Source organism: Nocardia sp. JMUB6875, from assembly GCF_041154655.1.
Classification (GTDB): domain Bacteria; phylum Actinomycetota; class Actinomycetes; order Mycobacteriales; family Mycobacteriaceae; genus Nocardia.
The window spans coordinates 1-13,053 of record NZ_BAAFGR010000192.1; the positions used below are offsets into that span (position 1 = coordinate 1).

The 13,053-nt window shown below is 67.8% G+C and carries 13 protein-coding genes; 4 read left to right on the plus strand and 9 right to left on the minus strand.

Features of this window, described 5'->3' with window-relative positions; translation table 11 throughout:
- Nucleotides 1–1,547: dolichyl-phosphate-mannose--protein mannosyltransferase (locus ACAM49_RS33690; protein WP_369639589.1), on the plus strand; the 1,547-nt coding region annotated here is incomplete at its 5' end.
- A 3-nt stretch (nt 1,548–1,550) separates the two neighbouring features.
- Here the strand turns inward: ACAM49_RS33690 and ACAM49_RS33695 are convergent.
- Nucleotides 1,551–1,925: a GntR family transcriptional regulator gene (locus ACAM49_RS33695; protein WP_040812701.1), complete on the minus strand. Its 375-nt coding sequence runs from the start codon at nt 1,923–1,925 to the stop codon at nt 1,551–1,553.
- Nucleotides 1,926–1,932: 7 nt separating this feature from the next.
- A complete protein-coding gene (gene arcA / locus ACAM49_RS33700; RefSeq protein WP_369639590.1) occupies nt 1,933–3,162 on the minus strand; it encodes an arginine deiminase in 1,230 nt (409 codons plus the stop codon).
- Nucleotides 3,163–3,237: 75 nt separating this feature from the next.
- On the opposite strand from arcA, the gene soxR reads away from it, so the two are divergent.
- Nucleotides 3,238–3,741, plus strand: coding sequence for a redox-sensitive transcriptional activator SoxR (soxR, locus tag ACAM49_RS33705; RefSeq protein WP_369639591.1), 504 nt, complete (start codon nt 3,238–3,240; stop codon nt 3,739–3,741).
- Between the two features lies 1 nt (nt 3,742).
- Here soxR and ACAM49_RS33710 read toward each other — a convergent pair whose 3' ends face one another.
- The 7 genes from ACAM49_RS33710 to ACAM49_RS33740 all read right to left on the minus strand — a co-directional run bounded on the left by ACAM49_RS33710 (nt 3,743) and on the right by ACAM49_RS33740 (nt 11,499).
- Nucleotides 3,743–4,621, minus strand: a complete 879-nt coding sequence (locus ACAM49_RS33710; protein ID WP_369639592.1) for an SDR family oxidoreductase — start codon at nt 4,619–4,621, stop codon at nt 3,743–3,745.
- 164 nt (nt 4,622–4,785) lie between these two features.
- Nucleotides 4,786–6,609 carry a putative bifunctional diguanylate cyclase/phosphodiesterase gene (locus tag ACAM49_RS33715; protein WP_369639598.1) on the minus strand — a complete coding sequence of 608 codons (1,824 nt, stop codon included), beginning with the start codon at nt 6,607–6,609 and terminating at the stop codon, nt 4,786–4,788.
- A gap of 67 nt (nt 6,610–6,676) precedes the next feature.
- Nucleotides 6,677–8,818 (minus strand): Rv1355c family protein, encoded by a 2,142-nt coding sequence (locus tag ACAM49_RS33720; RefSeq protein ID WP_369639593.1) that lies wholly within the window; start codon nt 8,816–8,818, stop codon nt 6,677–6,679.
- Nucleotides 8,819–8,820: 2 nt separating this feature from the next.
- Nucleotides 8,821–9,558 carry a hypothetical protein gene (locus tag ACAM49_RS33725; protein WP_369639594.1) on the minus strand — a complete coding sequence of 246 codons (738 nt, stop codon included), beginning with the start codon at nt 9,556–9,558 and terminating at the stop codon, nt 8,821–8,823.
- A gap of 253 nt (nt 9,559–9,811) precedes the next feature.
- Nucleotides 9,812–10,246 carry an effector binding domain-containing protein gene (locus tag ACAM49_RS33730; RefSeq protein WP_369639595.1) on the minus strand — a complete coding sequence of 145 codons (435 nt, stop codon included), beginning with the start codon at nt 10,244–10,246 and terminating at the stop codon, nt 9,812–9,814.
- A complete protein-coding gene (locus ACAM49_RS33735) occupies nt 10,243–10,686 on the minus strand; it encodes a GyrI-like domain-containing protein (protein ID WP_040812708.1) in 444 nt (147 codons plus the stop codon). The genes ACAM49_RS33730 and ACAM49_RS33735 overlap by 4 nt, the downstream gene beginning before the upstream one ends.
- Nucleotides 10,687–10,824: 138 nt before the next feature.
- On the minus strand, nt 10,825–11,499 hold the full coding sequence (locus ACAM49_RS33740; RefSeq protein WP_369639596.1) for a trimeric intracellular cation channel family protein: 675 nt from the start codon (nt 11,497–11,499) through the stop codon (nt 10,825–10,827).
- A gap of 120 nt (nt 11,500–11,619) precedes the next feature.
- Here ACAM49_RS33740 and ACAM49_RS33745 point away from each other — a divergent pair, with 120 nt between their 5' ends.
- Together ACAM49_RS33745 and ACAM49_RS33750 are read left to right on the plus strand one after the other, a co-directional pair.
- The gene (locus ACAM49_RS33745) at nt 11,620–12,390 is read left to right on the plus strand and encodes a uracil-DNA glycosylase (RefSeq protein ID WP_369639597.1); all 771 of its coding nucleotides are present in this window, start codon (nt 11,620–11,622) and stop codon (nt 12,388–12,390) included.
- A 65-nt stretch (nt 12,391–12,455) separates the two neighbouring features.
- Nucleotides 12,456–13,052 carry a TetR/AcrR family transcriptional regulator gene (locus ACAM49_RS33750; protein WP_369639599.1) on the plus strand — a complete coding sequence of 199 codons (597 nt, stop codon included), beginning with the start codon at nt 12,456–12,458 and terminating at the stop codon, nt 13,050–13,052.
- Nucleotide 13,053 lies beyond the last annotated feature (1 nt).

Consider the following 13,053-nt stretch of genomic DNA (forward strand, 5'->3'; position numbering starts at 1 on the left):
GTCCGGCTCCGCTGGTGCCCTCACCCGATTTCGGGCCGACGGATTGGGCTCGGGGGTGGGTGGTCACGTTGGTGCTGACGGGGATCGCGGCCATTACCCGATTCCTGCTGTTGAACTATCCGACGGATCTGCACACGCCCGTCTTCGACGAGAAGCACTACGCGCCGCAGGGGTGGCAGGTGCTGACCAATGGCGGGGTGGAGGACAACCCGGGATACGGGTTGGTGGTGCATCCGCCGGTCGGCAAGGACATGATCGCGCTCGGGGAGGCCATCTTCGGGTACACCCCGTGGGGCTGGCGGTTCACCGCGGCCATCTCCGGAACCCTGATCGTGCTGTTGACGATTCGCATCGTGCGGCGCATGACCCGCTCCACGCTGATCGGCGCGTTCGCGGGCATCCTGCTGATCTGCGATGGGCTCACCTTCGTGTCCTCGCGCATCGGCATGCTCGACATCTTCCAGGCCCTGTTCGTGACCGCGGCCTTCGGCTGCCTGGTCGTGGACCGCGACGACGTCCGGGCCAGAATCGCCCGCGTCGCCGCCGAGGGCCGCATCGACGACAGCGAATACGGACCGCGGTTCGGCGTGCGCTGGTGGCGGTTCGGCGCGGGCGTGCTGCTCGGGCTGGCCTGCGGCACCAAATGGTCGGGCGCGTACTGGATCATCGGCTTCACCGCGCTGGCCCTGGCCTTCGACCTGTCGGCCCGGCGCGGCTACCGGGTGCGGCGGCCGTGGGCGGGACTCGCGGTCCGCGACCTCGGGCCGACGATCTACGCGCTGTGCGTGATTCCCGTCCTCGTGTACCTGGCCTCGTTCTGGGGCTGGTTCGCCAGCGAGACCAGCTACGACCGGTACGCGGTCGGGGTCCGGGTCGGGCGCGGCGGCGACTTCTCCTGGGTGCCGAGCGCGCTGCGCGGACTCTGGTACTACGGCGGCGAGGTGCTCACCTTCCACAAGGAGCTCACCAATTCCGCGGGCAATCACCATCCGTGGGAATCCAAGCCGTGGACCTGGTTCATGGGTTTGCGGCCGATGCTCTACTACTACGCCGACACCAATGTCACCGGCTGCGGCCAGGCCTCCTGCGTGAAGGCCGTCATGGCGATCGGCACCCCGGCGCTGTGGTGGGTCTGCTTCCCCATGCTCGCCTGGGCCATCTGGCGCAGCGCGGTGCGCCGCGACTGGCGCTACGCCGCCGTGCTGGTCGGCTACGGCGCGGGCATCCTGCCCTGGTTCCTGGATCTGGACCGGCAGATGTACTTCTTCTACGCCGTGCCGCTCGCGCCGTTCCTGGCCATGGGTGTGGCGCTGACGCTCGGCGACATCCTCGGCCACGCCCCGCCCAGCGGGAGGCGGCTCTCGGGGGCACCGGGCTGGCAGCACTTCGTACCGCCCAGTGAGCGACAAGGCTTGGGGCTCTTACTGGTCTGCCTCTACCTGGCGCTGGTCATCGCGAATTTCATCTGGCTGTGGCCGATTCTGACAGCGATGCCGATTACGCCGGGCAGCTGGCATGACCATTTGTGGCTGCCCAGCTGGCGCTGACGGCTAACTGACCGTTCGGGTTTCGCCGAGCGCGGCATGCAGGTACCGCACCGCCGCGTCGTCATCGAGGCCCAGCCGACGGATCACCGCGACGTACTCCGTCGCCGCCCGCCCCGCCAGATCCCGGGTCGGATCGCCGGAGGAGGCGATGAAAGATCCCAGCCGCCCGCGGGTTTCGAGCACGCCGTCCTGCTCCAGCTCACGGTAGGCGCGCGCCACCGTGTTCGGAGCCAGCTTCAGCGTGGCCGCCAGCGCCCGGACCGTGGGGATCTTGGTCCCGGCGGCCAGCTCGCCGGACCGCACCCGGGCGATGATGCCCTGGCGCAGTTGCTCATAGGGCGGGACCGTCGAGTGGTGGTCGACCGGGATGTCCAGCATGGCTTCATCACACCTCGTCACGCGAGAGCGGGCAGGACAGGCAGCGCGGACCGCCTCGGCCGGAACCCAACTCGGAGCCGGGGATGCGCAGCACCTCGATTCCGGCGTCTTCGAGCCGCGCATTGGTGTTCTCATTGCGTTCGTAGGCCACCACCACACCGGGGGCCAGGGCGAGGGTGTTGTTGCCGTCGTCCCACTGCTCCCGTTCGGCGGTGACACCGTCGAGCCCCGTGTCGACCACCCGCAGCTTGCCGATGCCCATGGCCTCGGCCGCCACGCGCAGGAAAGGGTCCGGGCCGGAGATGTTCACTCCGCCCCCGTCCTCCTTGCGAATGGTGAAGGCGCACAACTCATCCTGGATGGCCGGATACATGACCACCGCGTCGACGTCCACCATGGTGCAGACGGTGTCGAGATGCATGGTCGCACGGGTCTGCGCGATCGGCACGACGAGCACCGTGTGCGCCAGATCGTCCTCGAACAGGCTGCGCGCCAAGGCTTCCGCGCCCGCCGCCGTGGTGCGCTCGCCCACCCCGACCGCCACCACGCCCTTCGACAGCAGCAGCACGTCGCCGCCCTCGATGGGGGCGGTGTGCGATTCGTAGGCGCGCCGCACGCCCAGGAAGCGGGGATGGAAGGCGTAAATCAGGTCGGTGAGCGAGGTTTCGCGCGCACGGGCGGGCAGCGCCAGCGAGGTGATGGCCACCCGCGGGCCGATCCAGAACGAGGAATCGCGCGTGAACAGCAGATTCGGCAGCGGGTCGATGACGAAGTCGTGCCCGTGGTGCATGCGCCGCACCAGCGAGGTGGCGTCCGGGCCGAAGGGTAGTTCGTCGAATGTCATGCCGGACATGAGGATCTGCGCGAGCTCCTCGGCGGGCACCCCGCGCAGGTACGCGGCGAGCTCGTCGGCGAGCACGTGACCCAGCCGCCGCGCGTCCACCGCGCCCGAAATGCCCTGAATTCGCGCGGCCCCGCTGGCCTTGATGGTTTCGGTCAGCACATCGGCCAGCAGCAGCACCTCCACCCCGCGTCCGCGCAACACCCCGGCGAAGATGTCGTGCTCCTGCTGCGCGCGCTCGACCCACGGAATGGCATCGAAGAGCAGCTGGTCGTTATTGCGCGGGGTGAGCCGGCGCAGCTCGTCGCCAGGGCGGTGCAACAGCACCGTGCGCAGTGCGCCGACCTCCGAGGTCACGGAAAACGGTCGCGCCGTGGGTGCGGCCTTTGTTCCCATGACACGACGGTAGTTCCCCGCGCCCCGGAAGGCATGCAATTCGCACCCGCGAAAAACCTGGAGTAATGTTCAGGTATGCAGACCGCGTCGTGGCAGGCGAAGGAGCTGACCCCCGGTCAGCTGGCCCAGCGGGCCGGAGTTTCGGTGTCCGCCTTGCATTTCTACGAACGTGAGGGCTTGATCACAGCCCGCCGAACCAGTGGCAATCAACGCCGCTATCCCCGGGAAACCCTGCGCCGGGTGGCATTCATCCGCATCTCACAGCGTGTCGGCATTCCGCTGGCCGAGATCCGCCGCGCCCTCGACAATCTGCCCGACGGCCGCAACCCCACCCGGCGGGACTGGGAGACGCTGTCCACCACCTGGCGCGAGGATCTCGACGACCGCATCGAACAGCTGATCCGGCTGCGCGACAACCTGACCGGATGCATCGGCTGCGGCTGCCTGTCGCTGGGCGTGTGCAAGATCTTCAACGCGCACGACCATCTGGGCGACGAGGGGCCGGGCGCGCGGGTGCTGGACACGCACGCGGCCGAGAACTGCAAGAAGCCGGGGGCCTGTGCTCCCGACCACGCCTAGTTCACTCCGGCGTGCCGTTGACGGGAACCCGCTCCTCTCGGGGCAGGAACGTGGTGAACAGATCGTTCGCGCGGCGCATGGCGAACTCGTACGGCCAGGCGAACTTGCGGGCCCACCAGTAGCCGAAGCGGATGTCGAACTGGGTGTGGATCAGGTAGGTGCCCTTCTCGACGCCCTTGAGAATCGCCTCCGCCACCTCGTCCGGGGACTTGGCATGACGGCGGAAGCGCTTGATCCAGGCCTGGATTCGCGGATCGTCGCGATCCACGCCCACCACGTCCACGGTCTGCACCAGCGGCGTGTCGACCGCGCCCGGGACCACCAGGTGCACCTTGATGCCGTGGCGCTCCAGATCGAAGCGCAGCACGTCCGAGACGCCGCGCAGGCCGAACTTGCTGGCGCTGTAGGCGGCGTGCCAGGGGAAGGCGAGCAGCCCGGCGGCGGAGGAGACGTTCACCAGCGCGCCACCGCGTTTCGCCTCGATCATGGGCGGGATGAAGTTCTCGATGACGTGGATGGGACCCATGAGGTTCACGTCGATCAGGCGCTTCCAGTGCCGGTGCTCCAGGTTCTCCACCGTGCCCCAGGTGGAGATGCCCGCGACGTTCATGACCACATCGAGCGAGCCGATCTGCTCGTGCACCTTCTCGGCGAAGGCGGTGACGGCGTCGTAATCGCTGATATCGAGGGCCACCGCCACCTCGACGGTGCCGCCGCCGGAACGAATGGATTCGACGGTCGCGTCCAGCCCGTCGGAGTTCACGTCGGTGAGCACCAGCCGGGCGCCCTTGCGGGCGGCGGCCAGCGCCGTGGCCCGGCCGATGCCGCTCGCCGCGCCGGTTATCAGGGTCTTCTTGCCGCTCAGGCCATGATCACGCACGCCGGATCCATCCTCGAATTTGACAGCCTTGTCAGACCGCACGCTACTACGCGAACACTATTGTTCGCGAGTCGGGCGAGTACCCGTTACGCCCCTATTTTCCTGGGCACACGCGCTCCAAACCCGGATTCCGCGCCGCGCCCGGGAAAGTTAGGGGATCGATGTCAGGACGGGCCGGGCAGGACCGAACGGCTGGTTCCCGGCAGATCCAGATCCAGGGCGATCCGCCCCGCCGCCAGATGCTCCTCGACCTCCTCGGCCGGCATCGGCCGCGCGATCAGGAAGCCCTGCGCGCGATAGCAACCCAGCGCCACCAGCGTGCGTGCCGCCACGGTGGTCTCCACCCCTTCGCCCACCACTCCGAGCCCGAACGAACCCGCCAGCCCCACAATCGATTTCACGATCGCCAGGTCGTCGGCGCTGGCACCCAGCCGCTGCACGAACCCCCGGTCGATCTTCACCGCGTCCACCGGCAACGCCTTGAGATGCGACAGCAACGAGTACCCCGTCCCGAAGTCGTCGATGGCGATCTGCACACCCATCCGCTTGAGCCCGCGCAACGTCACCTGTGTCCGCGCAAGATCCTGCACCACAACATGTTCGGTGATCTCCAGGCACACCGACGACCCGTCGATCCCGTACCGCCGCAGAATCCCCTCCATGGTCTCCACGAAGTCCAGACTCACCAACTGCACCGGCGAAACATTGATGCGAATAACCACATTCGACGCCAGCCCCCGCCGCCGCCAACCAGCGAACTGCTCCGCCGCCGACCGAATCACCCAGCGCCCCAACTCCCCCGCCAAATTCGTCGCCTCGGCCACCCCCACGAACGCCCCGGGCGGCAATAGCCCCCGGGTCGGATGCTGCCACCGCACAAGCGCTTCCAGCGCCACCACCCGCCCGGTCCGCAAATCCACCTCGGGCTGATAGTGCAAAACCAGCGACCCGTCCGACACCGCCCCGCGCAGGTTCAACTCCACGTCATCCTGCAACTCGAACTGCGCCCGCATGGCATCGGTGAACACCGCGACACCATTCCCACCACTCGACTTCGCCGACAACAGCGCATGATCCGCCCGCCGCAACACATCCGCGACCGTCGTCTCCCCCGGAATCCCCAGCGCCACACCAACACTCGCCCCGCGACTGACAGTCTCCTCCCCAACGGTCACCCGCCGCGCAATCAACTGCTGAATCCGCGTAGCCTCCCGCTCCGCCGCCGCCGCATCCATCGGCTTGGCAGGCACGATCACAAACTCATCCCCACCCAACCGCGCGATAACATCGCCAGCGTCCAGGTTCTCCTGTAACCGGGTGGCGAGCGTACGAATGAAATTGTCCCCGGCGGTATGCCCGAGAAAATCATTGAGCGCCTTGAGCCGATCCAAATCCAGGAAGAAGGTCGCGACCGGCCCCGCGCACCCTGGTCTGAGCCGATCCTCCATGTGTTCCAGCAGCGCCCGCCGGTTCGCCAGCCCGGTCAGATCGTCGTGCATGGCGATGAACCGCAACCGCTCCTCGGCCACCACCCGGGCCTGCAACTGGGCGAACAGTGCGGCAATCGCCTTGAGTACGTTGAGTTCCCGCGTGCTCCACTCGCGGTCGCCCTTCTTGATGAAGCCGAGCACCCCGGTCGGCGCGTCACGCGAAACCAGCGGGACCGCGGCCATGGAGACCTCGGAGATACCGGCCGACTGCTCGATCGAGCGCTGATAGTCGGCGTTGTCCGGGTTGGGCCGCACGATCATCGGCTCGATGCGGTGTTCCAGCTGGGCGAACACGCCATCGGACTGTTCGTCGAAATAGATGACACGCAGTGGATCGGGATCCAGCGGCGGCCGATGCGGCCACTCCGCGACCAGGATCGAGGCCCGCCGGTCGGCATCGGTGTGCCGGAGATAGCAGAAGTCGACGTCGAAGTGCTCGACCAGCCAGGACAGCACGCGCTCACTCGCCGCCACCATCGTGGTGGCGTCGACCCCCATCAACTCGGCGGCGACCTGAGTCACCAGCGAGTCGAGTGTTCGACGAGGCACTCTGTCTCCGATCGCACTAGCCGCGCGGGGCGATGTCCGGCACCGGGAACCGCCCACTCCGATGCGTCACCCCCGGTGCATGACTCAATCGCAGCACCAGAGCCACGGTTTCGTTGGCGGGCACTCCCAGCAGGTTCAGTAATCGACCCTGAAGTGACGTTAGTGTATCGGCGAACTCCGGGGAAACCTTCTCCAGCTCTTCGTGGTGTCGAGCGAACAGGAATACCGGAGAAATCGGATGAACCGCGAGGCCATGCCGTTCCGCCTCGATCCAGACCCGCTGTAATGCGGCACCCGCGTGTGCGTACGCGACGAGTTCGGCGGACTCCGCGTCCGGCGCCGGAAAGGTCACCGCGACGAGGGCCGAAGCGGACAGCAGTTGGGCCCGGGTCGGCTCCCCGAGCGACGATCCGCCCTCGAAAGCGCGCACCCGTGCCATCACCTCCGGTCGGCGCAGCACCTGCAGGGTGCCCACTTGACCGGGCATCAGCCCGAGGGTCCGCAGATCCAGTCCGCTGCGCAGATCCGAACCGGGCCAACGCAATTCGGCGAACATCTCGGCATGTAGACCCGGTGTCAGATAGCGCACCCGATCGGATTCGGCGAAGACCATCGCCGCCGCGTCGATATCGGCGCTATCGGTGATCGCGCGCAGCGCACCGCCGGCGCCGAGCGCCGCCGCACCGAGCGCGTCCAGCACCGCGTCGGGCATTGGCGCACCGTCACCGAAATTGCGGTTGGTGTGGCGGTCCAACACAACCGGATAGTCGGCCGCCAGGACGGCATCCCGACCGCCGGCCAGATGCAGGACCGCGGTCAATGGCGTAGCGCCGTCGGTCCGTATCTCACTCGCACCGAGCAAACCCAGCGCGGCGGCCGCGGCACGGGCGTTGTACAGCGCCGCGCCGACCGAGAGTGCGCTGGCACGGTAGCCGATATCCATGAGCGAACTGCGTTCCGGCGCCAGCGCGATCGTGATCGTGTCGGCCGTGCCGGACAGGTTCCAGGGTTGTGCGTTGCCGCCCGACGGTGCACGCTGTGCCGCCGTCAATATCGCCGCCACGCCATCGTCCGGCACGGTTTCGGGGGTCGGATCGACCGGCCACACCAGGGTGGGCGGCACCGGCTCGGCCAGCGCGTCCAGCCGTTCGTCGAGATCGACCCGCGTTTGCCCGGAGGGGAGCTTGCGGCCGAGCCCGATCCGCCGGACCGCGGCCGCGATCGTCGCGCCGCCGAGTTGCACGTCGCCGCCCAGCTGGGGCCAGCTGTTCAAGGTGCGGCCGACCTCCATCAGGCTGGCCGCCATGCTGTCGGAAAGCTTGCTGCCGTCGACGATTCGAATACCGTAGGCCGACTTCTCCCGGGTCGAGAGCCCGCGCAGTTCGGCGGTGGTGACATCGCCCATGAGCCCGTGGAAGGGCCGGCGATCCGGTTCGAGGTCGTAGCGTTCCACGTCGAGCAGCCCGCGATCGCTGGTCTCCATCAGCAGCGGTATCCGTCGGCGCCGGGCGGCCTCCCGCACGGCGAGCTTGATATCGAGCGAATCACACACCTCGACGACGACGGACATGCCGTCGAGGAACCGATCCATATTGTCATCGGTCAGACCGTCGGCGAATACCTCGACCGGGAGATACGGGTCGAGCTCAGCAATCCGGCGGGCACTGACCACCGCTTTGTTGACACCGATATCGAACACTGTGCCCGGCAACCGATTCAGATTGCTGAGTTCGACCTCGTCGAAATCGGCCAGGCGAATTCGGCCGCAGATGCCTTCCAGGGCAAGGGTGTGCGCGATGGCATGCCCGACACTTTGCCCGATCACACCAATTGTCTGCGTTGCCAGGCTCTTTTGTTCGGTTCGTGTCAGCTTATTCCGATTGCGGTCCAGGCGAAGCGTGCGAAACAGTTCCGGTCCGGGGAGGCCGACCACGGACGCGCGCCACGGGTAGTACGCCCAGCGATCCGCTTCCGGACCTTCCGCCGATTCCGGTGGCGCCAGCAGAGTCTCGAACTCGGCGCGCAGGGCCGGTCGCAGATCGCGAACCTCGACGCGCGGGTCGGCGCGCAGCTCTGCCAGCAGCGCGGCATCGTCGGGATCGGACTCGTTCAGTAGTCGCGGCCGATACGCATCGGGCGCGACGGACTCGCCGCTCATGCCTACGCCGGTCCTCCCGCTCGGGGCATCACACCCGCTTGGGTCGAGAGCACAGACCACTCGGACTCGAGCAGCGGAAGCTGGGATTCGACAGCGTGTTTGCGGAACGTGTGCGTATCCCACAGCAGCGCCACGGTTCGGTACCGATCGTTCGGATACGGCACCGCCGGGACCCACCAGACCACGCTGCCGCCGCTGACCCGCCAGCTCTCGGCGACACTGTCGGCCGCGGTGCTCAACGCGTACCGGGCGCCGAGCAGGCGCGGGACGTGGATGGCGCTGCGGGCCAGGCCCTCTCGCACCGCGATGCGGTGCTCGGAATCATGTTCGACCCAGGCCGATTTGAATTCGACCAGGCCTTCGGGAATCCGGTCGGCGATCAGCTTCCTGATCGCCGGCTCACCGGCCCGCCCGGCCCACTCGGTGACCGCGTGCGACTCGTCGACATGTCGATAGGGACCCTGGATGCGGGTTCCGCCGAGCATCTGGCCGGATTCGTCGAACGCGGTGACGAAGACGGTGGTCGAGCGGCCGTCGATCGCCGCGTCGTAGGCCAGGGCGTCTTCGACGTCGAAGCGCCGGTAGGACCGCAGGGCCCCGGCCATGAACTGCCGCCAGAGCTCAGGGTGCGACCGCGGGGTGCAGATGAGGAACGTGCATCCGGATCGCTCGTCGCGGTACCCGGGGCCGCCTCCCGCCCACTGCCCATTCTGGACCGTCGTGGTCGCTTCGACTGCCATACAAGTTCCTACTCCGTTGCTACGCGAGATTCGCGCGACTTCCCGAGTCCTTACCCGATACGGCCATGCATCGACCGGCCCGGCGCAGGCACGTAGAGGAGTATCAGTCACCCAAACACAATTGTCCAGACATCTGGCAAACGGCCTGAAACCCGGATGCGAGTGCAGAAAATCACCCAGGTCAGACCATTGCTATCGGTTATGAAAATCAACCAAAAGACTGGTCTGTTTCCATATAGTTAACTTCCCGCTATCACGCCAAGATCGAGATGAAGAGCTCCAGTTCGGTGGGGCCGGACCAGATCTCGATCTCTTCACGGTAGGCGCGAGTGATCTCCGCGGAGGCGGTGGCGTCGTCGACCTGGGCCCAGACGTCCTCGGCCGGATCGTGGTAGTCGCCGTTGGGGCGGAAGCGGGCGTAGACGCCCTTGGGGACGCGGATGAGGACGTCGCCTACGGGGACGTCGTCCGGGTCGGGGTATTCGTAGGAGACCAGGACGTTGTAGTTGCCGGCGGGGTCTGGGACGTAGACGGTGGCCAGGGGGCGGTCGATGCCGGCGCGGTCGCGCAGGCGGTCGCGGAGGAACTCGATGAGCTCGCTGTTGGAGACCTTGAAGCTGGGGCGCACGCGCGGGACCACCAGGCCGCCGTAGACGCCGCCCGGCCGCACCACGATCGAATAGGTCATGACGGCTCGACCGCCAGGTAGAGGTCGATCTTGTAGGCGTGCGGGTAGGTCTCGAAGTCGCCGGTGTGGATGCGCTTGATCTGCTTGTGCTCCTCGGCGTACGCGATCTGGGTCCACAGATCGGTCATGACCTGCGGGAAGTTGCCGACCGAGGAGAAGCGGGCGTAGGTGCCGCGGGGCAGGCGGGCCACCAGGTGACCGCGGGTCACCTCGGCCAGGGAACGGCACTGGTAGCCGACGATCTGGGTGTTGTAGGTCCCGAGTTCGGCCGCGTAGTCGGTGTAGGCCGAGGCCAGCGGGCCGCCGAGTTCCTGATGCAGGACGGCGGCCCAGGCCACCTCCAGATCATGGTCGCGCAGTTCACCGAGGGCACGTTTCGGACTGCGGACCGGCAACCCGGCCACCCACGTCTCGTCCCGCTCGACGATCTCGAACTGCATTGGTAAGGAACTCTCTCGAGGTGTGTTTCACAGCCAGTCGGCCAAGCCTTCGCCATGCTATCAATCACCCCGGGGCGTGCTCGGCGACACGAGCAGCGGCGTTGTTTCGCAACACGCCGGGGCCCGAGACCGGGCGAATCAGACGGAGGGGCTGTCGTCGCGACGGCGTCGATGCGGGCGGGCCATGGGGGCGTGCCAGTGCCTGAGCATGGCGATCAGGCGCAGGGCCACCGCGCCCGCGCCTGCCAAAGCGCCTGTCCAGTAGGTGTATTCGCCGTAGTGCAGCAGGGTCGCGGTGACCGCGGAACCGAGCAGGGCGGGGACCGCGTAGAGCTCGCCGTCGGACAGCACGCTCGGGGTGACACCGGCCAGCACGTCGCGGATGACACCGCCGCCGACCGCCGTGACCAACCCCAGCGCCGCCGCCGAGGTGGCCGACATGCCGTGCTGGAAGGCGCTGACCGTGCCGGTCACGCAGAAGATGCCGAGGCCGATGGCGTCGGCGACCATCAGCGGGGTGCGGACCACGCGCACCGGGGGATGCCAGAAGAAGATGAGGACCGCCGAGAGCAGCGCGACCCCGCCGTAGGAGAGGTCCTCGAAGGCGACCGGCGGGGTGCGGCCGATGACCAGATCGCGAATGACACCGCCGCCGGTGGCGGTCGCGATGGCCAGGACGCCGATGCCGACCACATCGAAGCGGCGCCGCACCGCCAGCAGCGCGCCCGACAGTCCGAATGCGAACACGCCCACCAGGTTTCCCGCGCTCTGCGCCGCGTCCACGGCGGTGCCGAGTTCGACGAGATCACTCATTGCGTGGCCGGTTCCCTTCCAGATCGCTAACTCTCGGCTACCGGCGATCAGTATGCCTCGCGCGCCGGATCGCTCGGCCGGGACATGACATCGCCGCGTCGCCGCCCGGTTCGTCCCGTGATGCGCTTGAATTTTCTCGTGTGCCGCACAATTGCCCAGCTCGACGCGGAACTTACCGCGTGCCGCGCCTGCCCCCGGCTGGTGGCCTGGCGAGAGCGGGTCGCGCACGAGAAACGGGCCGCGTTCAGTGACGAGAATTACTGGGGCAAGCCGGTTCCCGCCTTCGGTCCGGCCGACGCCCGGGTGCTGATCGTCGGGCTCGCGCCCGCCGCGCACGGCGGTAATCGCACCGGGCGCATGTTCACCGGCGACCGCAGCGCGGATGTGCTCGTCGCCTGCATGTACGCCGCCGGGCTGGCCAATCAGCCCACCAGCGTGTCCGCCGACGACGGACTCCGGCTGCTCGGTACCCGCATGACCGCCCCGGTGCACTGCGCCCCGCCCGACAACAAGCCGACGCCTGCCGAACGCGACAACTGCCGCCACTGGCTGATCACCGAACTGGGCCTGCTCGCCCCGACCCTCCGTTCGATCGTGGTGCTCGGCGGCTGGGGCTGGCAGGCGCTGCTGCCCGCCCTGGCCGAATCCGGCTGGGCCGTACCCAAACCCAGGCCCAAATTCGGCCACGGCGCACACTTCGAACTCTCCCCCGCCCGCCCCGATCGCGCTCCCCTCCACCTGTTCGGGACCTACCACCCCTCCCAGCAGAACACCTTCACCGGCCGCCTGACCCCGGCCATGCTCGAACAGGTCCTGCGCGACGCCGCCCGCGCCGCCGGCCTCCCGCTCACGGGTGGTGAGTCCGCCGCACCGGATACGATGCGGTCGTGAGCAGGGGTGATGGCGAATCCGATCCAGAAGGCGTGATCGCGAACGGCGCGACCGGGGGTGTGCGGGTGCGGCGCGGACGGGCCGAGACCCGGCAGCGGCTGCTGGACGCGGCCTTCGAGGCCTTCGCCGAGGAGGGGTTCGGGCGGTGCTCGGTCGAACAGGTCTGTGAGCGGGCCGGATTCACGCGGGGCGCGTTCTATTCGAACTTCACCTCGCTCGAGGAGCTGTTCCTCGCCATGTGGGAGCAGCGGTCGGCGAGCATGCTCACCGAGGTGGCGGCGGTACTCGACGCGCCGGGCGCCGTGGAAGGCGATCCGCGTCGAGCCATCGAACAGGTCCTGTCCGCAGTCCCGGTGGACGACAAGTGGTTCCGCATCACCTCCGAATTCACCGCCCACGCCCTGCGCAATCCCGACCTGCGCGAGGTGATGGTGGCCCGCGAGGAAGCCATCGGCGCCGCCCTCATCCCGGTCATGGTCACCCTCATGCGCCGCAACGGCCGCCACGTCCCCGACCCCGCCGCCCTGACCCGCGCCCTGGTAGCCGTCCACGACGGCACCCAAACCCAATGCCTCCTCGAACCCGACAACCCGGCCCTCCGCTCCTACCGTGTAGACCTCTTCCTCCGAGTCCTCGACGCCTACAGCGAACCCACCCCCTGAC

What these genes read in the sequence shown, in the direction of transcription:
- ACAM49_RS33695 (WP_040812701.1), bottom strand. Translation starts at nt 1,925, where the DNA reads ATGCTGGACATCCCGGTCGACCACCACTCGACGGTCCCGCCCTATGAG.
- arcA (WP_369639590.1), bottom strand. Translation starts at nt 3,162, where the DNA reads ATGGGAACAAAGGCCGCACCCACGGCGCGACCGTTTTCCGTGACCTCG.
- soxR (WP_369639591.1), top strand. Translation starts at nt 3,238, where the DNA reads ATGCAGACCGCGTCGTGGCAGGCGAAGGAGCTGACCCCCGGTCAGCTG.
- ACAM49_RS33715 (WP_369639598.1), bottom strand. Translation starts at nt 6,609, where the DNA reads ATGGGGGTCGACGCCACCACGATGGTGGCGGCGAGTGAGCGCGTGCTG.
- ACAM49_RS33720 (WP_369639593.1), bottom strand. Translation starts at nt 8,818, where the DNA reads ATGAGCGGCGAGTCCGTCGCGCCCGATGCGTATCGGCCGCGACTACTG.
- ACAM49_RS33725 (WP_369639594.1), bottom strand. Translation starts at nt 9,558, where the DNA reads ATGGCAGTCGAAGCGACCACGACGGTCCAGAATGGGCAGTGGGCGGGA.
- ACAM49_RS33730 (WP_369639595.1), bottom strand. Translation starts at nt 10,246, where the DNA reads ATGACCTATTCGATCGTGGTGCGGCCGGGCGGCGTCTACGGCGGCCTG.
- ACAM49_RS33735 (WP_040812708.1), bottom strand. Translation starts at nt 10,686, where the DNA reads ATGCAGTTCGAGATCGTCGAGCGGGACGAGACGTGGGTGGCCGGGTTG.
- ACAM49_RS33740 (WP_369639596.1), bottom strand. Translation starts at nt 11,499, where the DNA reads ATGAGTGATCTCGTCGAACTCGGCACCGCCGTGGACGCGGCGCAGAGC.
- ACAM49_RS33745 (WP_369639597.1), top strand. Translation starts at nt 11,620, where the DNA reads ATGCGCTTGAATTTTCTCGTGTGCCGCACAATTGCCCAGCTCGACGCG.